The organism is Brevundimonas sp. UYEF29, assembly GCF_040546195.1.
In the GTDB taxonomy this organism is placed as follows: Bacteria; Pseudomonadota; Alphaproteobacteria; order Caulobacterales; family Caulobacteraceae; genus Brevundimonas; species Brevundimonas huaxiensis.
On record NZ_JBEPNH010000003.1, the window covers coordinates 361,117 to 381,511 of the forward strand.

General features: G+C 66.4%; 15 protein-coding genes and 1 tRNA gene. 6 read left to right on the top strand and 10 right to left on the bottom strand.

The features are described 5' to 3' along the window. Positions 1-3 precede the first annotated feature (3 nt). The gene (locus ABIB58_RS07345; protein WP_045809441.1) at positions 4-915 is read right to left on the bottom strand and encodes a TraB/GumN family protein; all 912 of its coding nucleotides are present in this window, start codon (positions 913-915) and stop codon (positions 4-6) included. A gap of 187 nt (positions 916-1,102) precedes the next feature. Here ABIB58_RS07345 and ABIB58_RS07350 point away from each other — a divergent pair, with 187 nt between their 5' ends. Further along, positions 1,103-3,172 (top strand): TonB-dependent receptor plug domain-containing protein, encoded by a 2,070-nt coding sequence (locus tag ABIB58_RS07350; RefSeq protein WP_354040021.1) that lies wholly within the window; start codon positions 1,103-1,105, stop codon positions 3,170-3,172. Positions 3,173-3,242: 70 nt separating this feature from the next. On the opposite strand, the gene ABIB58_RS07355 is transcribed toward ABIB58_RS07350, so the two are convergent. Continuing rightward, the gene (locus tag ABIB58_RS07355) at positions 3,243-5,177 is read right to left on the bottom strand and encodes a peptide MFS transporter (protein ID WP_045809443.1); all 1,935 of its coding nucleotides are present in this window, start codon (positions 5,175-5,177) and stop codon (positions 3,243-3,245) included. Positions 5,178-5,458: 281 nt separating this feature from the next. Between ABIB58_RS07355 and ABIB58_RS07360 the strand changes: the two genes are divergently transcribed. Then, positions 5,459-6,610, top strand: a complete 1,152-nt coding sequence (locus ABIB58_RS07360) for a hypothetical protein (RefSeq protein WP_045809444.1) — start codon at positions 5,459-5,461, stop codon at positions 6,608-6,610. Here ABIB58_RS07360 and mscL read toward each other — a convergent pair whose 3' ends face one another. The 7 genes from mscL to aroA form a co-directional block, all read right to left on the bottom strand. Next, positions 6,611-7,033, bottom strand: a complete 423-nt coding sequence (gene mscL / locus ABIB58_RS07365; RefSeq protein WP_039244166.1) for a large-conductance mechanosensitive channel protein MscL — start codon at positions 7,031-7,033, stop codon at positions 6,611-6,613. A gap of 23 nt (positions 7,034-7,056) precedes the next feature. Further along, the gene (locus ABIB58_RS07370; RefSeq protein ID WP_039244165.1) at positions 7,057-7,347 is read right to left on the bottom strand and encodes an integration host factor subunit beta; all 291 of its coding nucleotides are present in this window, start codon (positions 7,345-7,347) and stop codon (positions 7,057-7,059) included. 271 nt (positions 7,348-7,618) lie between these two features. Beyond that, positions 7,619-9,322, bottom strand: coding sequence for a 30S ribosomal protein S1 (rpsA, locus tag ABIB58_RS07375; protein WP_017504363.1), 1,704 nt, complete (start codon positions 9,320-9,322; stop codon positions 7,619-7,621). A 198-nt stretch (positions 9,323-9,520) separates the two neighbouring features. Beyond that, complete coding sequence (gene cmk, locus ABIB58_RS07380; RefSeq protein WP_045809447.1) at positions 9,521-10,165, bottom strand: (d)CMP kinase; 645 nt, start codon at positions 10,163-10,165, stop codon at positions 9,521-9,523. 100 nt (positions 10,166-10,265) lie between these two features. Then, complete coding sequence (locus ABIB58_RS07385) at positions 10,266-10,553, bottom strand: hypothetical protein (protein WP_045809448.1); 288 nt, start codon at positions 10,551-10,553, stop codon at positions 10,266-10,268. Beyond that, on the bottom strand, positions 10,544-10,813 hold the full coding sequence (locus ABIB58_RS07390) for a hypothetical protein (protein ID WP_045809449.1): 270 nt from the start codon (positions 10,811-10,813) through the stop codon (positions 10,544-10,546). Before ABIB58_RS07390 ends, ABIB58_RS07385 begins: the two co-directional genes overlap by 10 nt. Next, positions 10,810-12,132: a 3-phosphoshikimate 1-carboxyvinyltransferase gene (gene aroA / locus ABIB58_RS07395; protein ID WP_369796228.1), complete on the bottom strand. Its 1,323-nt coding sequence runs from the start codon at positions 12,130-12,132 to the stop codon at positions 10,810-10,812. The genes ABIB58_RS07390 and aroA overlap by 4 nt, the downstream gene beginning before the upstream one ends. Positions 12,133-12,254: 122 nt before the next feature. Between aroA and ABIB58_RS07400 the strand changes: the two genes are divergently transcribed. Next, positions 12,255-12,716 carry a TIGR02300 family protein gene (locus ABIB58_RS07400; RefSeq protein ID WP_017504360.1) on the top strand — a complete coding sequence of 154 codons (462 nt, stop codon included), beginning with the start codon at positions 12,255-12,257 and terminating at the stop codon, positions 12,714-12,716. Between the two features lie 289 nt (positions 12,717-13,005). Continuing rightward, positions 13,006-13,081 (top strand) — tRNA-Ala (locus ABIB58_RS07405). A gap of 336 nt (positions 13,082-13,417) precedes the next feature. Here the strand turns inward: ABIB58_RS07405 and ABIB58_RS07410 are convergent. Further along, positions 13,418-14,017 (bottom strand): hypothetical protein, encoded by a 600-nt coding sequence (locus ABIB58_RS07410; RefSeq protein ID WP_354040027.1) that lies wholly within the window; start codon positions 14,015-14,017, stop codon positions 13,418-13,420. A 129-nt stretch (positions 14,018-14,146) separates the two neighbouring features. Here ABIB58_RS07410 and ABIB58_RS07415 point away from each other — a divergent pair, with 129 nt between their 5' ends. Further along, entirely contained in the window at positions 14,147-18,739 is a 4,593-nt protein-coding gene (locus ABIB58_RS07415; protein ID WP_354040029.1) for an NACHT domain-containing protein, read from the top strand. Next, on the top strand, positions 18,736-20,376 hold the full coding sequence (locus ABIB58_RS07420; protein ID WP_354040031.1) for a hypothetical protein: 1,641 nt from the start codon (positions 18,736-18,738) through the stop codon (positions 20,374-20,376). The genes ABIB58_RS07415 and ABIB58_RS07420 overlap by 4 nt, the downstream gene beginning before the upstream one ends. Positions 20,377-20,395 lie beyond the last annotated feature (19 nt).

Genomic DNA, 20,395 nt, shown 5'->3' on the forward strand with positions numbered 1-20,395 from the left:
GCTCTACCGCGCCGATTGCGCGGAGGCGGAGGGGCGCCATTCGGGACCGATCGGTTCCAGCCCCTCCGCCTCCAGCCGATCCAATACGCCGTTCAGCTCGGCCAATAGCCGCAAAGGCGCGATGGCGACGGTGACGCCGTCCTCTGCCAGCGCCTTGTCCGCCGCCGTGTTCCATATCCGACGCAGATCGTCCGCCTGGGCCATCACCGACCAGTAGGAACAGGCCGTCGCCGCTTTTTCCAGGGGCGAGTCCAACACCGCCGGGATCCGGCGAAGACGCCAGTTCTCCGCACGTTGCGCGCCCGCCTCGACCCCGGCTTCCGCCGCTGTCGCCGCGGCGTCGATGCAGTCGAGATAGCGTTCCGGCGGCGTCGTCAGAACCTTTTCGATCAGTTCGTCCCCCCTGAAGATGCCCACGGGCTCAGCGGGCGTGCGATTGGCGCGCGTCGCCTGACGGACCAGGCCGGACACCGGACGCCCTCCGCTGCTGTAGCCGCCCAGTTCCATCAGATCGCCCGACAGGATCAGCATGCTGTCGCGGGTCGGGCCTTCGCCTGTCAGGCGTTCGACCCGGGCCTCAAGGTCCGGGGACAGATAGTCGGCGCTGGTGCGCCCGTTCGGCAAACGGGTCAGCGTCCGAAACCGCCAGATCAGCCGGCCCACATCGGCCAGCGACGCCCGCCCCTCGACCGGAAACAGAACGCGGTCCGCACGATCAACCGCAGAGATGAGCGCGTCGGTGCGCCACTCCATCTTTCTTGGCAAACCGTCGATCGACCCGACCAGGATCAGGACGCTGTCGCCGCGCCGCACCTCCCACATCGGCGCCTCGATCCGGCGGGCGGTGACGACGATATCCTCTACGGCGTCCGAAGGCGCATCCTGCGCGACGGCAGGCGCGGTCGTCAGCGCCATCGCGGCAAGTAGAAGCAATAGAGAAGAAGAGCGTCTGATCATTACATCGCTGTAAACTTCATTACTGTCGCTGGTGTAATGAAATCGCTGTAATGATGTCGTCGATTTAATCCACCTTGCGGCCTTGTAACTGGAGATGAACGCGCCGGATCGGCACACCTCTCGCCAACACCCGAGGGGAAGACCAATGACAAAGACCCTGCTGCTGGCCAGCACCGCCCTGCTTTTCACCGCCAGCGCCGCTTTCGCCGGCGACAAGCCCCAAGTCGCCGAGGCCCCCGTGCCGACCGGCCCGACCAGCCAGGCGCCCCTGACCGACGCCAGCCAGCGCGGCGTGCTGGTCTTCACGCCGGACTTCTTCGCCGCCCAGCGCCCCAATACGGCGCTCGACATGGTCAACCGCGTCCCCGGCTTCTCCATCGACAACGGATCTGGCGCGCGCGGCTTTGAAGGGGCGGTCGGCAATGTGCTGATCAACAACAACCGCCCCGCCTCAAAGAACGACTCCGGTTCGAACGTCCTGGGCCGGACCCTGGCCAATCAGGTCGAGCGTATCGAACTGATCCGGGGCGGCGCGCCGGGCATCGACATGCAGGGCTATTCCGTCGTCGTGAACGTCATCCTGAAGACGACCGACAGCCGCCAGTCGATCCTGACCTGGAACGCCATGCTGTTCGAAGGCGGCCATGACATCTATGGCGGCTCCTATCAGTTCACGCAGACCAAGGGCGATCGCAGCTGGGGCGTGACCCTGTCGGACGGCATGGGATCCAGCGATTCCAACGGCGTCGGCCGGTCGATCCGTCGCAATGCCGCCGGCGACGTCATCCGCGACGAGCGTTTTGAAAACGACGGCTGGGGCGGCGGTCAGAGCATTCGCGGCAACTACACCGGCCCGGTGTTCGGCGGAAAGCTGGAAGGCACCGCCCGCTATGGTCTGAACGACTATCAGAACTGGACCGAGCTTTCGTCGCCCACCTCCCTGCGGCGCAGCGACTATGCCGAAGACGGCGATTCCGGCGAACTGGGCCTGACCTGGACCCGCACCCTGAACCCGCGCTGGACCCTGGAGACGCGTCTGATCCACGAGTTCTCAAGCTTCGACAGCGTGTCGGGCAGCAACGAGACACTCAACGGGACGGCGGCGCCGGAGCAGCAGTTCAAATCCAACGGCGACTCGTCGGAATCCATCCTGCGCGCCCTGGTGCGTCACGAACGCTCGCCTGCCCTGACGATCGAGGCCGGCGCCGAGATCGCCTATAATATGCTGGACGTGAACCAGGCCTTCAGCATCGGCGGCGTCGGCGTGCCCCTGCCCAGCGCCTCGGTCAAGGTCGAGGAGACGCGCGGTGAAGCCTTCAGCAAGGCGACCTGGCGGATCAATCCGAAACTGACGCTGGAAGGCGGCGTGCGGCTGGAAGCCTCCACCATCAGCCAGTCGGGCGATGCGGACCAGGAAAAGAGCTTCTTCTTCGCCAAGCCGCGCCTGCTGGCGACCTGGACGCCGATGGCGAACAACCAGCTGCGATTCCGCTTCGAACGGGAGCTGGGTCAGCTGGACTTCGGCGACTTCGCCGCCTCGGCTGAACTGAGCGACGGCACGGTGTTCGGCGGCAACGTCGATCTGGAGCCGGAACAGCGCTGGATTTCCGAGCTGTCCTATGAGCGCCGCTTTTGGGGCGAGGGCGTTGTCTCGATCGGCTATCGCCACGACCGCATCATCGATGTGATCGACCGCCTGCCCTTGCCCGGCGGCCTGTCGGCGACCGGCAACATCGGCGACGGAACGCTGGATCAGCTGTCGCTGAACGTGGTGGTGCCGCTGGACAAGGTCGGGATTTCGGGCGCCCGCTTCACCTTCCAAAACGACTGGAACAAGACCAGCGTCACCGACCCGACCACAGGCGGGGACCGCCGCATCTCGGGTGTGCGTCCCAGCCAGGCCAATGTCGGCTTCCAGCAGGACATCCCCTCGTGGAAGACCCAGTGGGGGATCAACTGGCTGCCGCGTCTGGGCCAGGCGACCTATGACCCCGACCAGACCTTCGCCTGGCGCGGCGCGGACTATCTGGAGGCCTTTGTCGAATACAAGCCCAGCCCGACCCTGTCGCTGCGCGCCCAGTTGAACCTGTGGGACGACTTCACCCAGCAGCGCACGGTTTACGCCACGCGCAATCCGCGCACCGTCGCCTTCGTCGAGGAGCGCTCCATCGACCCGCGCACCTTCGTCTCCCTGCGGGTCCGCAAGACCTTCTAAGGTCGCGCTTCACGCAGCAAAAAGCCCCGGCGGATCGCTCCGCCGGGGCTTTTCCTTGATCAGGCGTCGATCAGTGGCTGGGCGTCGAGGCCGCAGGACGGGCGACGTTGCCGTCTTCCTGACCGCGATCGTTCAGCACAGGACCAGGGTGATCATCACCGTCGTTGGCGCCGTGCGACCAGCCCTTGATGAAGTGGCTGACGACGATGAAGGCCACGCCGATGCCCATGCCCCACAGGCCCAGCAGCTTGAACACTTCAAGCGAGGTCTGCAGCGCAAGGGCCGGGTTCAACACCTGGCCACCCACCGTTTCCGTGCCCGCCAGGCCGGCGATCCAGCCGCCGACATATTGGGCGATGGAGCTGGCCAGGAACCAGACGGCCATCATGAAGCTGACCACCTTGGCGACGGACAGTTTGGTGATTTCCGACAGGCCCACCGGCGACAGGAAGAGCTCGCCGGTCGTGTGGAACAGATAGAGCAGACCCAGCAGCAGCAGCGGCATCTGGAAGGCCGAGTTGGCCATGCCGGCGCCCCACACCACGATCATGAAGCCCAGTCCGACCTGAAGCAGGCCGAGGCCGAACTTCAGCGTGGGGTTGGGGTCCAGGTTGCGCTTGCCCAGGAAGGACCAGAGCGCGGCCATGATCGGTGCGAAGATCAGGATGAAGCCCGCATTGAACGACTGGGTCTGGGCCGCCGTGATGGTGGCGTCGATCCAAGGACCCGATGTGCTGAGACCGGCGGCGGCGATCTGGGCCGGGGTGCCGACGGTGACGCCCAGCAGCTGGAACGCCTGCGGGGTGATGCTGAGATCGACGTTGCGGTCGGCGAACAGGTTCAGCGAGGTGCCGGCCTGTTCGAACAGGGTGAAGAAGACGACCGAGCCGAAGATCAGCACCAGGGCCAGCATCATCCGCTCACGCTGCGCCTTGTTCTCGCAAACCTTGACGATGACGTAGAGGATGAACAGCAGCGACGCGACGGTGGCGGCGCCCAAGACCCAACCCACCAGGGCGTTGCGCTGAACCATGAACCAGACGACGCCGACGCCCAGGATGCTGAGCAGGTAGATCGACCACTCGCGGTTGATGGGACCCAGCATCGGCTTGCTCAGATTGGCTTCGGCCGGAGGCTCGCCCTTGCCTTGCAGCAGGGGTTTGCCCAGCACGAACACGATCCAGCCCAGCGCCATGCCGACGCCGGCCAGACCAAAGCCTGCCCACCAGCCGACGGTCTGACCCAAAAGGCCGCACAGCACCGCCGCCCAGAAGGCGCCGAGATTGATGCCGTAGTAGTAGAGCGTGAAGCCGGAATCCCGCCGCGGATCGCCCTGCGGATAGAGCTGTCCGACGATGGTCGAGATGTTGGGCTTCAGGAAGCCGACGCCCATGATGATGAAGGACACCGCCAAATAGAAGACGTTCACGCCCGCCATGTCGCGGGTCGCGTCGATCTTGTATTCGCCGGTCGGCAGCACGGCCGGCAGCGGCGACGCGGCGGGCAGGCCCTCGATCGCCAGGCCGTTCTCGGCTGCCTCGAAGGCGTATTTCTGGCCATTGACGACGATCGACACTTCACGCGCCGCGCCGCGGCCTTCGGCGTCGATCTGATAGGTCTGACCGGCATAGGTCAGGGTTTCGGTCGCGGGACGACCTTCGAAGGCCATCATGCCGTGACCGGCGACCAGCAGCAGGGCGCCGAAGGCGACGGCCTTACGCGTACCGATGAAGCGGTCGGCCATGATGCCGCCCAGCAGGGGCAGCAGATAGACCAGCGAGGTGTAGGAGCCGTAGGTCGACCCCGCCATGGCGTCGTCGAACAGGAAGTGTTGCGTCAGGAAGAAGATTAGGATGCCGCGCATGCCGTAGTAGGAGAAACGCTCCCACATCTCGGCGAAGAACAGGATGATCAGTCCGCGCGGGTGGTTCTTGAGGATCTGCATCAGCACCGGCACGCCCGTGGCGAAGGTGATGATCAGTCCAAGGGCGACGACGATGTTCATGCGCGCGTCCCCCTAATCGTCTTCACGCGTCGTGTAAGTCGCGCCTTCCCCAAATCCGTCCTCAACGGCTCACTCCCAACTGCCGCGCCGCTTATCGGGCGCGCGAAAGGCGCATACCCAGCACAGCGGGCGAATCCGAACAAGTGTTAAGGCTGTCGCGGGGGCAGTCGGACGACGCGCGAGAAAGGCGAAAAACAACCCTGGGTAATGCCTGGTGGCGCATATCCTGCTGGTGCGTTCGTCAGAAACGCACACGGTTTCATAATGGGAAGGCGCGCCAGATGTCTGTCAGACCGATTGCCGCTCTCGACCATGAGGCGCTGAACCGGCTGCATCGTCAGGTCGGCTGGCCCGAGCGGTCGCCGGCCGGATGGCGCTGGCTGGAGGCCAATCCGGCGCGGTTGGCGCTGGGCGCGCCCGCGGGATGGGTCGTGGCCGACGCGGATGACAACGCCGTCGCCATGCTGGGCAACTTCATCCAGCGATTTCGCCAAGGCGCCCAGGACCACTTCGGCGCCACCGGTTTTTCGATCATCGTGCCGCCCAGCCAGAAGGGCGCCAGCCGGCCGCTAATCCGCACGTTTCTGAAACAGCGAGGCCTGTTCGCCCGCTACACCTTCAACGCCAATGCGCGCTCGGCGCCGCTGTATGGCCTGTTCGACATGAAGCCTTGGCCGGCCGACACGCACGGGCTGAAGCTGTCTTGGATCACCGACCGTCTGGCCTGCGGCCAGGGTCGGGGTCTGCGCCTTCTGCTGGGCCGCACCTCCGCCGAGACCGCCGCGCGTCTGGGCGAACGGCTGATGAACGGGCGCGTGTTTCGCCAGACGCCGATGGTGCTGCCGGCTGGGGTGACGGTGCTGCGCGATTTGTCGGACGCCTCACCCTATGCGGACTTCTGGCACCGGCTGTCGCAAGAAGAGCGTCTGCTGGCGGACCGCAGTCCGGAAATCCTGCGCTGGCGGTTGGCGGACCCCGACCTGACCCTGCCGCCGGTCATGCTGGCCTGCGTAAGCGACAACCGCATCGTCGGGATGGCGATGGCGCAGATGACCAAGACCAGCCTGATCGAGCCGCCCTATCTGGACATTCTCGATCTGATTGCGCTGGAGACGGCGCCCGAAGCGATACCGCTTCTGACCCAAACGCTGATCGACAACGCCCGCGCGCTGGGCGCCGCCAAGGTGCGGCTGCAGATGGTGACGCCGCGCCTGCTGGCGCTGTTGGGCGATCTGGCGAAGACGGCGCGGCGCGAGGGCGGCTGGGGACATTGCCACGCCATCATCGACGACCCCGCGCTGGCGGCCGCCTGGGCGCCGACCCCTTTCGACGGCGACTACGGCATCTGTTCGCGCACGCCGCCGATGCCCAAAACCTTGGCCGCCGCCGCGATCACGCGCCCGACCTTGGGCGGGCGCGCATCCAAGGCCTGATCAGACCCTCGGGCGGGCCTTCAGCTCGTCGCGGATCTCAGCCAGCAGGGCTTCGGTCGCCGTCGGCGCAGCCGGCGCCGGATCGGGCTTGGCGGCTTCCTGACGACGCAGGGCGTTGATGCCCTTGACCACAAGGAAGACGACCCAGGCGACGATCAGGAACTGGATCACAGTGTTCAGGAAGGCGCCATACTGGATCGACACCTTCTCGATCGCTTCCGTCGCCGGGTTTTCGGCCCTGAGCACCCATTCCAGTTCCGAGAAATCGATGCCGCCGGTCAGCAGGCCGATGGGCGGCATCACCACCTGATCGACCAGGCTTTTGACGATGCCGTTGAAGGCCGCGCCGATGATCACGCCGACGGCCAGGTCCACGACGTTGCCCTTGACCGCGAACTCGCGAAACTCCGACAGCAGGCTCATGAGATTTCCTAGAGAAAGTGAGATCAGGCGTCGCCCGAGGCGTTCAGCCGCTCGCGCAGTTCCTTGCCGCTCTTGAAAAAGGGGACGGCCTTGGCAGGCACTTCGACGGTTTCGCCGGTACGCGGATTGCGGCCCGCACGCGCCGGGCGCGACCGCACCGACAGGGCGCCGAAACCGCGCAGCTCGACCCTGCCGCCTTCGGACAGGGCCGAGGTCATGGTGTTGAGGATCACATTGACCAGCCGTTCCACCTCGGCGTGAGTCAAGTGGGTGTTTTCCGCTGCAAGCTTCTCGATCAGTTCGGACTTGATCATCTGCGCCCCCGCCAGCTCGTTTAGACAAGCCGTCTCGCCTGCCGTCGATCCAGAGCCGCACCCTAACCTTCGACAGGCTTTGTAAAAAGCCCTTATCCGACAATGATGCGCGCCATTCGCAAGAAATATGTCCGGAAGTGCACACAGCATTGTGCCAGACAGAGAAAAGGGCGACGGGATTGCTCCCGCCGCCCTCATTCTTCGTCGCTATCGCAGAACGCGCAGCGCTCCGCTGCTTGAGCGAAGCGCCTGACGCTCTTTGAATGAGCGCTTAGTCCTTGGTGCCGGCGTTCTTCAGCGCGGCGCCCAGGATGTCGCCCAGCGAAGCGCCCGAATCGGATGATCCGAACTGTTCGATGGCTTCCTGCTCGTCCTTCATTTCCAGCGCCTTGATCGACACCGAAACGCGGCGCGAGGCCTTGTCCACGGCGGTGATCATGGCGTCGACGCGGTCGCCGACGGCGAAGCGTTCCGGACGTTGCTCGTTGCGGTCGCGCGACAGGTCCGACTTGCGAACGAAGGCCGTGACCGGCGCGTCGTCTTCACCGAACTTGACCTCGATGCCGCCCGACTCGATCGCCGTCACGGTGACGGTGATCTGCTGGCCGCGACGATAGGTGTCGCCCTCGCCGATCGGATCGCCGCCCAGCTGCTTGATGCCCAGCGAGACGCGTTCCTTCTCGACGTCGACGTCCAGGACCTTGGCCTTGACCATCTCGCCCTTGCGGTAGCGCTGGATGGCTTCTTCACCCGACACCGACCAGTCGAGGTCGGACAGGTGCACCATGCCGTCGATGTCGTTGTCCAGGCCGATGAACAGGCCGAACTCGGTGGCGTTCTTGACTTCGCCCTCGACGGTCGAACCGATCGGGTTGTTGGCGACGAAGGCGTCCCACGGATTGTCCTGAGCCTGCTTCAGGCCCAGCGAGATGCGGCGCTTGGAGGCGTCGACATCCAGAACCACGACGTCGACTTCCTGCGAGGTCGAGACGATCTTGCCGGGGTGGACGTTCTTCTTGGTCCAGGACATTTCCGAGACGTGCACCAGGCCCTCGACACCGGCTTCCAGCTCCACGAAGGCGCCGTAGTCGGTGATATTGGTGATGCGGCCCGTGTACTTGGCGCCGACCGGATACTTGGCTTCCACGCCGTCCCAGGGGTCCGACTGCAGTTGCTTCATGCCCAGCGAGATACGCTGGGTGTCCGGGTTGATCTTGACGATCTGGACCTTGACGGTGTCGCCGACGGCCAGAACCTGCGACGGGTGCGAAACGCGCTTCCACGACATGTCGGTGACGTGCAGCAGGCCGTCGATGCCGCCCAGGTCGACGAACGCGCCGTAGTCGGTGATGTTCTTGACGACGCCTTCGCGGACTTCACCCTCGGCCAGCTGACCGACCAGTTCCGTGCGTTGTTCGGCGCGGGCTTCTTCCAGGATGGCGCGACGCGACACGACGATGTTGCCGCGCGGACGGTCCATCTTCAGGATGGCGAAGGGTTGTTCCTTGCCCATCAGCGGGCCGACGTCGCGGACCGGGCGGATGTCGACTTGCGAACCGGGCAGGAAGGCCGAGGCGCCACCCAGATCGACGGTGAAGCCGCCTTTGACGCGACCGACGATGGCGCCGTTGACCGGCTGGCCTTCGGCGAACACGACTTCCAGACGGGTCCAGGCTTCTTCGCGACGGGCCTTGTCGCGGCTGATGACGGCTTCGCCCAAGGCGTTCTCGACGCGCTCCAGATAAACCTCGACGTTGTCGCCGACCTTGGGCAGGGCGCCGTCGTCGCCTTGGCCGAATTCGCGCATGGCGATGCGGCCTTCGGTCTTCAGACCAACGTCGATGATGACGATGTCTTTTTCGATGCCGACGACGCGGCCGTGGACGACCTGGCCTTCGCCGAAGTCGCGACCCGACAGTTGTTCGTCGAGCAGCGCCGAGAAGTCGTCGCGCGTGGGGTTGAGAGTATCAGACATGAAGCTCTGGTGTTTCCAGTGGGGCTGTGGCGCGTGACCGAGGGACGATCTCGCGCGAGGTGGACCCCTGACGCAGCGAAAGGCGGCGCGCGGGGCGATGGGAAAAGATGGAATCAGGTCGTCGGGATGCGAGACCGTTCAGAACGATCAAAACGCCCGCGGAGGCCGAGGGTGGGAGCGTTGGATTTGCGAGATAGGTCAGAGACCGTGTTTCGCGCGCGCCGCCTCGACGATACGGCGGGCCGCATCGAAGGCGGCCTCTATACCCAGATCGGTCGTATCCAGCAAGACCGCGTCGTCGGCCTGGACCATCGGGGCCGCCCCGCGCCCGGCGTCGCGCTCGTCGCGGCGCTGAATGTCGGCCAGCATGGCGTCGAAGGCGATGTCCGATCCGCGCGCCGTCAGCTGCTTCCAGCGGCGCGTGGCCCGCACTTCGGGCGTCGCGGTGACAAACAATTTGGCCTGAGCGTTCGGCGCAATCACCGTGCCGATGTCGCGTCCGTCGAGAACCGCGCCGCCCGCCTGGGCCGCGAACGCCTGCTGCAGTTCCAGCAGAGCCGCCCGCACGCCGGCGAAGCTGGCGACACGGCTGGCGGCCTCGCCCGCCTCGCCCGTCGTCAGGCGCGGATCGTCCGACAGGCCCGCCGCATCCAGCCCTCGCGCCGCCTGCGTGGCCGCAGCCTCGTCATCCAGAGATCCGCCGTCCGCCAGCACCTTTGCGCCCACGGCCCGATACAGCAGCCCCGTATCCAGATGCGGCAGGCCATAGGTGTGGGCCAGGCGCGCGGCGATGGTCCCCTTGCCAGAGGCGGCCGGTCCGTCGACGGCGATGATCAGGGTCAAGCAGGTCTCCGCAGCGCGTGGCGCATTTCAATCTCGATCCCAAACGCACGGGAGGCGGAACCTGATAGCGAGGATCGCCCGACCAATCCAGCCGAAGCCCTCAGTCCCGGCGTCCGACCAAGTCACGAATTGCAAGGCCAGCCAGCAAAACTGCAAGCCCCACACCCGTCACGACCGACGCCACATAGAAGCCGAAGACGCTCCAGAACAGCAGGGGTCGGTCGGCCAACAGCACGTCCGGTTCCTTTCGGTTGTTCAGCACCCCGGCATCCAGGCTTTGGACGATCTCTCGGGCGCCGATCACGCAGAACCAGCCGATCAGAATCGCGATCGCCAGCGTCAGGATCGGCTTGATCCAGCCCGACGGCCCCGGCCGGTTCACGACCATGCCTTCCAACGCGCCAGCACCACGACCGCTGAGGCCGCCAGACCCAGCCACACCAGACAGGCGACGCCGTTCAGCGCCACAGTCGAATAGAAGAAGGCGTCGCCCTCGGCCCTCAGATGCACGGCGCCATGCTTGCCCGAGACCCGGCCTGTCGTCACCCCTTGCCAGACGATCCAAGCCGTCCAGCCAGCTCCGCCCAGACAGGTCAGAAGACCGAGGACCGCGATGCCTCGACCGAGGACGTCGCGCGCGGACTTCACGCGATCCGCCCGCCCAGCCCGTTGATCATCTCGACGAAGCCGGGGAAGCTGGTTGCGATCATGCCGGGCTCGTCGACCGAGACCGGCTGTTCGGCGGTCAGGCCCAGGACCAGATGGCTCATGGCGATGCGGTGGTCGTGGGCGGTGTGGACCAGGCCGCCGCCGCGCACCGACCTGCCCTGGCCGGCGCCGGTGACGATGAAGCCTTCCGGCTCCTCCTCGACCTGAACGCCGCAGGCGCGCAGCCCCTCGACCATCAGCGAGATCCGGTCGCTTTCCTTGACCCGCATCTCGCCCACGCCGCGCATGACGGTGACGCCGTTCGCAAAGGCCGCCGTCGCCGCCAGGATCGGATATTCGTCGATCATCGAGGCGGCCCGATCCTCAGGCACGACCACGCCCTTCAAGGACGAATGGCGGGCGGTGATGTCGCCGACCTCTTCGCCCCCGGCCTCACGCCGGTTGGTGATGGTCAGGTCGGCGCCCATCTCGATCCAAGTGTCGAACAGGCCGGTGCGAAGCGGGTTCAGCATCACCCCCTCGACCGTGACCTCAGATCCCGGAACGATCAGCCCCGCCGCCAGGGGAAACGCCGCCGAGGACGGATCGCCCGGCACGGCGACGACCGTCCCGGTCAAGGCCTGACCGCCCTTCAACGTCACCTTCCAGCCCTCGCCCCTCTCCTCGACGTCCACCTCGGCGCCGAAGGCCCGCAGCATCCGCTCGGTGTGGTCCCGGCTCTTTTCCGGCTCGACCACCGAGGTGACGCCCTCGGCGTTCAGCCCCGCCAGCAGGATGGCCGACTTCACCTGGGCCGAGGCCACCGTCTGCACATAGTCGATGGCCTTCAGCGCGCCGCCGGTCAGGGCCACCGGAAGCCGATCCTCTGCCGCCTTCCAATCGAACGCCGCGCCCATGTCGGCCAGCGGTCCCGTGACCCGCTTCATCGGCCGCTTTCTCAGCGAGCCGTCGCCGTCGAAGCTCGCCGTCAGCGGATAGCCCGCCGCCGCCCCCATCAGCAGGCGCACCCCGGTTCCGGCGTTGCCGCAGTCGATCACCGACAAAGGCGTCTTAAAGCCGCCCGCCCCCTCGATCCGCCATGTCCCATCACCGAGCCGCTCGACCTTGGCGCCGAAGGCCTCGACCGCGCGGGCGGTGGCCAGGACGTCGTCGCCCTCAAGGAGACCCTCGACCTCGGTCACGCCGGACGCCATTCCACCCAGGATCATCGACCGGTGCGACATCGACTTGTCGCCCGGCGCGCGGACCTTTCCGGTCAGGGCGGATGTGCGGCGCGAAGTCAGTTGGGACGGCATGATCACCCGCTTCAGGCTGTATTGTGCGAAGGGCCGCGCGGGCGGCGCGAAAGACAGCTTTTGACAGCGGGTCAAAGGGGTGGCAAGGGACCGCCCCGAATTCAACCCGTTGAAAGCATCCAAACGTGGCCAATCCCGAACTGGGCGCCAAACAGGTCTGCCCCAACTGCCAGGCGAAGTTTTACGACCTGAACCGTCGCCCCGCGCACTGCCCCAAATGCGGAACCGACTTCGATCCCGAAGAGGCGATGAAGCTGCGCAGCCGCCGCGCCCGTCCCGGTTATCCGTCCGACGATGAGGACACGGACGATCAGGTCACGGACAAGAAGGTCGACGGCGACGAGGATGAGGAAGACGACGTCAAGACGCCGGAAATCGACGAGGAAGGCCACGAGCCGATCCTGACGCCGGACGACGAGGACGAAGACTCCCCGGCCGACGCCTCGGAAGAAGCCGGCATGGGCTCGACCGACGGCGACGACGATCTGCTGGCTGACGACGATGACGACTCCGTGCCGTTCATCGAAGACGAAGACGACGACTCGATCGACGACGAGATCGCCAAGCCGTCGCGCGACGACGACTGATCTTTTTTGGGCCTATCGCGCTTCGCGCGACTTGAGGCCCGACCTAATCGAGGCCTGTGGATAGGCTCAGAAACTTGTTGCACCCGCCGCATTTCCCGTTAGGGAGACGCGGCGGGACAGCAGGCCTTTCAATCCTTCCGGTTTGAAAAACCTGCGTATTTTCACCCTTGGGAACGCGGTGAAAATAAATCTCGAAACGGGCTTGATCGCAGAAAAAGCCTGACCTAGTTTCCGCCGCCTCGCCGGGGGCCATCGCAAGATGAACCGGGCGATCCAGACCGACAGGTCCGGGGCTTTAGCTCAGCTGGTAGAGCGCTTGCATGGCATGCAAGAGGTCAGCGGTTCGACTCCGCTAAGCTCCACCAATTTTTCAAGGGGTTAGCAGGAAACTGCTAACCCCTTTTGCTTTCCGGGTAGCACATGGGTAGCAAACCGCGTTACGTGAAAAACTTCTCAGCCTAGTCGTTTTCACTGGGCTGCCGGGGATTTCAGCCGGTTTCGGGGGCTCTCGCCGAAGGGCTCGCATCTCCGGCGAATCAAGACGGCCGGAGGGTCGTTTGCATGTTGACGGCGATGCGCGTCCCCGCCGTTTCAGACTGTGGCAAGCTTCCAGGACCAGGGTCTCGACAAAGACCGGCGATTGCCCACTGAAATCGCCGCGCAACCCTCGCAGCGGTTATGGCTCCGGGCACCGCACAGCCCTAGCTTGTCGAGCCTTCATCTGAGTCTCGCCCCCCATGCCTGCCAGTCCTGAACTCACCGGCGGCGCCGGCTTCACCTTCGAAGACACCGTCGTCGCCTACTATCTCGCTTCCCTTCTCGGGGAGCACACCGCGCGTGGAACTGGAGCCGCTACGGTCAAGGAGGTTCGTGTCCAGCGTGGCGCCTTGGGCGAGCCGCTCGACGACGTCATCGTCGAGAGCGAGGACGGGGGCGAGGGCTCGACCCTGAGCATTCAGGTCAAGCGAAGCTTCATCTTCGCCGACCGGGAGTCCAACGCCGTCTTTCAGGACGTCGTGGCGCGTATCCTTGAAACGATCGCGAAGGCGAGCTTTCGCCACGGACGCGACCGGGTCGGGATCGCGACAGACGAGGTCGATCTGGGCGCCTACCGCCACATCCGCACGCTCTGCGACTGGGCGCGGGACAGCGCGACCGCGCGCGATTTCCACGTCCGGGTCGCCAAACCCGGTTTCGCCGCCGAGACCAAGCGGGCGCTGGTCGCCGCGATCCGATCCGCCCTCGCCAGGGCGTCGGGCGCCCCTGCGGGGGACGAGGAGGTGTTCCAGGTCTTCCGACACCTCGTGGTCATGAGATTCGAACTCCTGGGCGAGGGCGCGGCCGACGCGGACCTAGTGCTGGACCGCATTCGGGGCGTCCTGAGAACCGATGCCGTCGGCGACGGCGGCGACGTCTGGACCGGGCTGCGGGTGATCGCGCGCGAGGCCGCGGGTGAGGCCGGAAGCTTCGTCCGGAGCAACCTCGTCGAAAGGGTCGGCCGCGGGGACCGATTCACGCCCGGCCGGTTCTGGGCGGCAGAGCTCGACCATGTCCGCGCGGAAGCCCGGCTCGCCCTCTCGACCATTCGCCGGACGGTCGACGGCGTCACCCTCGATCGCGACGATCTCGTCGACGAGATCAATCGCCGTTTGCAAGCCGATCGCGTGGTCCAGATCGTCGGCGCCCCGGGCTCGGGCAAGTCCGCCCTGCTCGCGCGCTACGCGACAATGGCGGCGGACCGCGGCTCAGTCCTCGCCCTGCGGGCCGACCGTCTCAGCCCCGGAGGGTGGCCGGCGTATGCGCGGGCCCTGGGTCTCACGGGCGTCGATCCCAGACCGATCCTCCGGGAGATCGCCGCGGCAGGCGACTGCGTTCTGGTGATCGACGCCATCGACCGCGTGCGTCGCGAAGATCGGCAGATCGTCCAGGAGGTGCTCGACGCCGTCTTGACGGAGCCGACGCTCAGGACCTGGCGGGTGCTGGTGACCCTGCGCGATGGCGCCTGGAGCGACGTCGGCCGATGGGCGACCGCCCTCGGGGCTCTGGCAACAAGCCGCGTCGAGGTGACGCCCCTGACCGATCAGGAAGCGACCGATCTGTCGGAGGTCAGGCCGGGCCTTGCCCCGCTCCTCTTCGGCGCCCCCGCCGTGCAGGAGATTTCGCGACGGCCCTTCTTCCTGGACGTGCTGGCCACTGCCATCGGGGACGGCGGAGACCCGATCCCGTCCAGCGAAGCCGAACTGCTGTCTGCCTGGTGGCGTGGAGGCGGCTATGATGCGGAGGGCGCCGTCCGCGCGCGCCGCCAGGAGGTCCTGCTGGCCCTGGCCTCGGCCAGCGCCGCGAATCTCGGTCGCGACGCCCCGGTCCGGGGGCTTGACCATGACGCCATCGAAAGCCTGAAGGCGGACGATATTCTCAAGGATGCCGAGCCAGGCCACACCGTCTCCTTCCGGCACGACATCTTCTTCGAATGGGCGTTCACCCATCGCCTCGTCAGCGCGGGCGCCGACTGGCTCCAGGCGGTCGTCGAGGCGGGCGAGCCACCCGCGCTCGGACGACCGGTCGAACTGCTCTCGCAGCTCCGCTTCGACGCCGACCGGGCTTGGGCCGCCCAGCTCGATCGGCTGGAAGCCGCGCATAGCCGATCGCAATGGCGCCGCTCATGGATGATGGCGCCGCTGTCATCGCCGCGCTTCGAGGAGAGAGCCTCGACCTTCACCGCAGCATTTTTCGTTCTGGGCGATTCCAGCCGATTGCGACAACTGCTGACGTGGTTCCAGGCGGTGAGGACCCGCCCCGGCAAGGGGCTCGACGGACTGCCGCCCTACGACGCCCTGTCCTCGACCGACCGGATCCGCCTGGCCGACATGATGGCCGAGCCCGCAGACTATCGGGCGTGGAGACGGTTGCTCGACTGGCTGCTGGCGCAACAGGGCCAGGTTCCGGTGTCCCTCTGGCCAACCGTCCTTACCCTCGCGGAGATCTGGCAGTCAGCCCTTACCAGGATTCCAAACACGACCACCGAAGGCCTTGTGGCGCTTGAGGAGCATTGGCTCCTTGCGCTGGAGGCCCACCAGAATCCGACAGAGCCGCGCACCTTGCCGGGACGGTTCGGCGGCATGGATCACAACGCGCAGGACCAGTTCGCCGATCGGCTCCGGACCCAGATCTTCAGGGCCGCGCTGGCTTATCCCGATCCCACGATCCGCTATCTCCGAGCGCTGGATGGCTCGCGCCGGGGCGGCCGCCATGTCTGGCGGTCCGTCATGGAATCGGCCGCCTGGGTGGCAAAGGCCGCGCCAGCCCTGCTCGTCGACGCCTTCCTCGCGGAAATGCTGGAGACCCTGCCCAAGGAGAAACTGCGACTGGAGCTGGAAAGCGACCGCCAGCGCCGGGACGAAGCCTTGAAGCATCCGGCGGGTTCGCGCGAGAGGAGCCTGCTGATGCCCTCGTTCCTCGGCGGGATGGTCGATCACCACGACTGGGACAAGCTGTCGCTCGATCGGCGGGCAGACCTGTTCTACCCGCCCTCGCCCCAGACCGAGCCCTTCAATGCTCTCTTCAGACATGCCCCGGGCGAGGCGCTCCGCCTGGTCAAGTCGATCGCCGATCACGCCGTTTCGTCCTGGCTCGAACTGCATGACCTGGATCCCGAGGACGGGGGCACGCCCGTCCCCCTCGTTCTCGCGTTCCCCTGGGGCTTGGAGACCTTCTGGGGCGGCGAGCGAGAATACGTCGCCTTCCGGGCTGCCTTCGCGCCGCCGATGCTCGAGGCCGCGCTGATGGCCCTCGAGGACTGGGCGTTCCGGGAGCAGGAAGGCGGGCGCGACGTCGACGAGATCCTGTCCGACGTCCTTAAGGGGACGCGCCATAACGCCTTCCTCGGAATCGCGGCTGCGCTGGCGGTCACGACGAACCGGGCCTCGGCCACGACCCTGCCCCTGATCAGCAGCCAGCGGCTCTGGAACTGGGATGTGCGGCGGCTCGTGAAGATCGACCATGACAGCTCGTTCAACATCCTGGGTTCCCGGCCGGGGACGCCAGCCGCGATAGCCCTCCAGCGGGCAAACCAGCGACCCTGCCGCAAGACCGACATCCGGCAGATCGCGATCCTGTTCGCCCTGTCGTCCGATGACACCCTGCGCCGGCCCTTCCTCGCCGCCGCAAGCACCTTCTCGGCGGAGGGTGGACTCGATCTGGAAGAGGAACGCCAGGACGACGCCCTCATGGACGATCGCCGTCGCACTGCGGAAATCTGGGCGAGGATGGGCGATCCCGCACACTACAGGATGCGCGAGGCGGAGGACGGGATCGAGATTGCGTTCGAGCCGCCGCCCATCGAAGACGAGACCGTCATTGAGCAGGAGGCGGCCCGGGGATCCATGTTCCGGTGGATGCGGCTTGAGACCTGGGCGGCCGATCGCATGGGCGTCCGCCCCGCCGGCCCGGACATGACGCTGGACGAGGCCATCTCTGAGGCGCGCGCCCTGGACGCCCCTGACCTGTTCGAGGTCCGTTGGGAAACGGGCTCGCTGGAGGAGATCCGCCGCGCGGGGGTGGCCGGCGTCGCCGCCGCCGTCCTGGCCGATGACGCTTTCGAGGCGGCGGAGGTTCTTGCCTGGGCCGCCGATGTGACGTTCCGGGCGGCGGCCACGCCGCTTCCAAACGACGGCATGACAGTTCCCGAGACGACCCTCTCTTTCCATCCGCTGAACTATGTGCCCGCCGCGCTGGCGGGGATGATCCGCAGGGACCTGGATCAACCGGCTGCCCTGCGCGACTTGCTGGGCCTGGTCACCCATCCCCTGATCGAGGCATCGGCGAGCGCTGCCGGCGAGATTTACGCCCTTGGCGACCACCATCCCGCGCTCGCCAAAGCCGCCCTCTGCCTGGCGCTCTCCCTCTCCATCCGCTCCGATCTTTCTCGTCGCTATTGGGGCGACCGCGACGGTGCGCGAGCCGTCCGTCAGCAGGCGCTCCAGGCCGCGACCGTGCACGCGTTCGCCGTAGCCTTCGAGGACGCGGAGCCGACCCTCCCCGTTCTTCCGATCCCGCTGGCGTCTGAGGACGCCGAAGATGAAGATTGGGGAGACGAGGGCGAGGAAGCCCTTACCTCGGAGACGATGCTCGACACCGGCTTCCTGTCGGCGCACCTGCCGCCGCTGTTGATCCTGGGCCGGACGCCGGAGGGCGCGGCGATCCTTCGCCCCGTGGCCCTGAATCTGCTCGCCTGGACGGTCGCGAAGCTACGGACCCTGTCCCGCGGCGATCGGGATGCCTCGCGACTGCACCGGTGGCGATTCGACGTCATGAACTGGATGGCCCGCGTCGCGGCCGGCGATCCCGACATCGACCCGGTCGGCGACATCGTCGCGCCGGCGGCGGCCCTCAACGACGCGCCCTTCTGCGCGTTGATGATGCCGTTCGTCAGCGTCGTCGTAGGGAACCGGGTCTGCGACGCCAAGACCCTAGACCCCCGCGCCATCGAGATCATGTCCGCGGTCGCGACGCGGCTGGCCGGTTTGACGAAGACCCGACGCGGGGATCTGCCGGACGAGGCCCACCTCCTGATCCAGGATCTGCTGTGCATCGGGGTCACTGACGCGCCAGCCAGCCGCAGGTTCGCCAATGGCGACTGGCGCGACCTGCCCATGGTCCTGCCAGTATCGACGACTTTGTTCGACGGCCTGGCTGAGCTTCCCGGCTTCGTCGCAATCTGGCTGCGGTTCGTCGAAGCGGCCCGCACCACCTACCCGATCGATCTGTTCGCCGACCAGTTGACCGAGGCGTTCGCTCGCGAGTCCCCGCGCAACCCGTTGAGTGCGGCCGGTCTGCACCCTCGTATCGGCTCCCTGATCCAGTTCATCATCGACAGGGACGAAGCGCCTGCGCCTGAGACCCAGGACAAGCTGTTGCGAATCCTCGATGTTCTCGTCGATGCGGGAGACCGGCGCGCCGCCTCGCTTCAGCAGAGCGAAAGCTTCCGAGGCCGCCGCCGCGCCGCAGAGGGCGCAGCCTCGTGACGCTCGACGGTTTCCTTACCGTCCTTGCGCTGCTCGCGGCCGTCTACGCCGTACTTTCTCCGGTGCAGCGCATGCGGGCGACCCTGTCGTGGCGCGCCCAGGTCTTGCTCGCTCTTCCGGCCTGCGGCCTGATCCTCGGCTTCGAGCTGTTCGACTGGCGCCCGCCAGCCTGCCTACCCGGCCTCGAAGGCCTGTGCGGCCCCTTGGTTCTGGGCGGCGATGACCCGGGGCCGGCCCGAAAGTTCGCCTTCCTCCTGGCGTTCGCCTGGCTCGTCGCGTCCGTGATCATCCATCAGAGGACCCGGCCTTCGCTTGGGACGCTGCCGGCCTTCGTCCGCCTCGCCACAGCCTTGATCGACGACGAGCAGTACGGCGACGCCTTCAAGCTGCTCGAGCCCAACATCGCGCTTGTCGCCCGAGCGAGCCGCCGCGCGACCCGCCGTCAGCGTCTTCGCCGCTGGCTTGAGCAGTTCGGTCCGCCCAGGCCGGGGTCGTTCGAGGCCTTCGTACGTCGGCCAGGTCGGCACGGTCGACGCCGGTTCCTGGGCGAGACCTGGCCCCGGTGGGCCGCGACGCCCGTCCGGGCCCTGGCGGCCCTCGTTCCCGCCGACCGGCGCGCAGAACAGTCCGCCGAGGATCTGATGCGACTCCTGCTGACGTCGCCCCGGGTGCTCGACCATGTCGTTGAGCGGCGTCCGCACTTCGCCGCCTGTCTGGTCGTGGAGCCGGTGTTCGGCGACACCGAGTTCACCTCGCGGGTCCTGACGCGGATGATCGCCGACCCGTCTAGCGCTCTCTACCACGAACTCTCCACCAACGACGCCTCGGACGGTCTGATTGGCTACCGGCTGGAGGCGAGAAACCGGCTCCTGTATTTCTTCTTCTCGGACGCGCGCGTGGCGGAACGGCTTTCGGTCTGGAAGCCCGTGGGGGACTATGTGAACCGCCTGCTGAAGGGAGACGAACGCCCCGACTATCCTGCCTGGCTGAACGAACCCGGCTCTGACTTCGACGGCGAGAAGATGCAGGATCCGACGTGGATGGGGCTATTCTTCTTCGACCTGATGGTGACCTCGGCGGCGCGTCAGGACGTGGGCTACCACATGTGGCTCCTCTACCTCCCGCTTTTCGCCCGTAGTCTAGAGGCCGGTTACGACTCTGACGACGTGGATCGAGATAGGGAGTTTCCGACCCGCGGTGCGCGACTCCTCTATGAAATCGTCAACTTCCTTTCGGGATGGGTGGCCCTCTTCGATCACCTCCCTGCCGACTCCCGGACGCGCAGCCTCCCGACGAAGTTCGAGCCCGGCGAGATTCCCCCCACTGCCGCCCTTGCGCTGGTCGAAGTGTTGCAGCTCGTTGTCACCTCGACCCGAATAGACCCGGAGGTTGCCGGCCTGCTGCACCGCGTTGCACTCCGCACCCTGCGCGCGCTTCCCGAAGAAGCGGGCGAGGCGCAATCCTTCCGGTCATGGTTCATTGCGGCCCTTCTCCGTGGGGACCATGGGCGCGGGGACAGGTTCTACAGGATGCGGCTCGCAGACCTGTTCGACCAGGAAGACAGCTTCGACCGCTACGAGATCGGGGACTACGAGGCGGCACTGGCGGCCGCCCTTGAGCGGGACGCCCAAGCCTGAAGGACCGGTCGCAACCTTG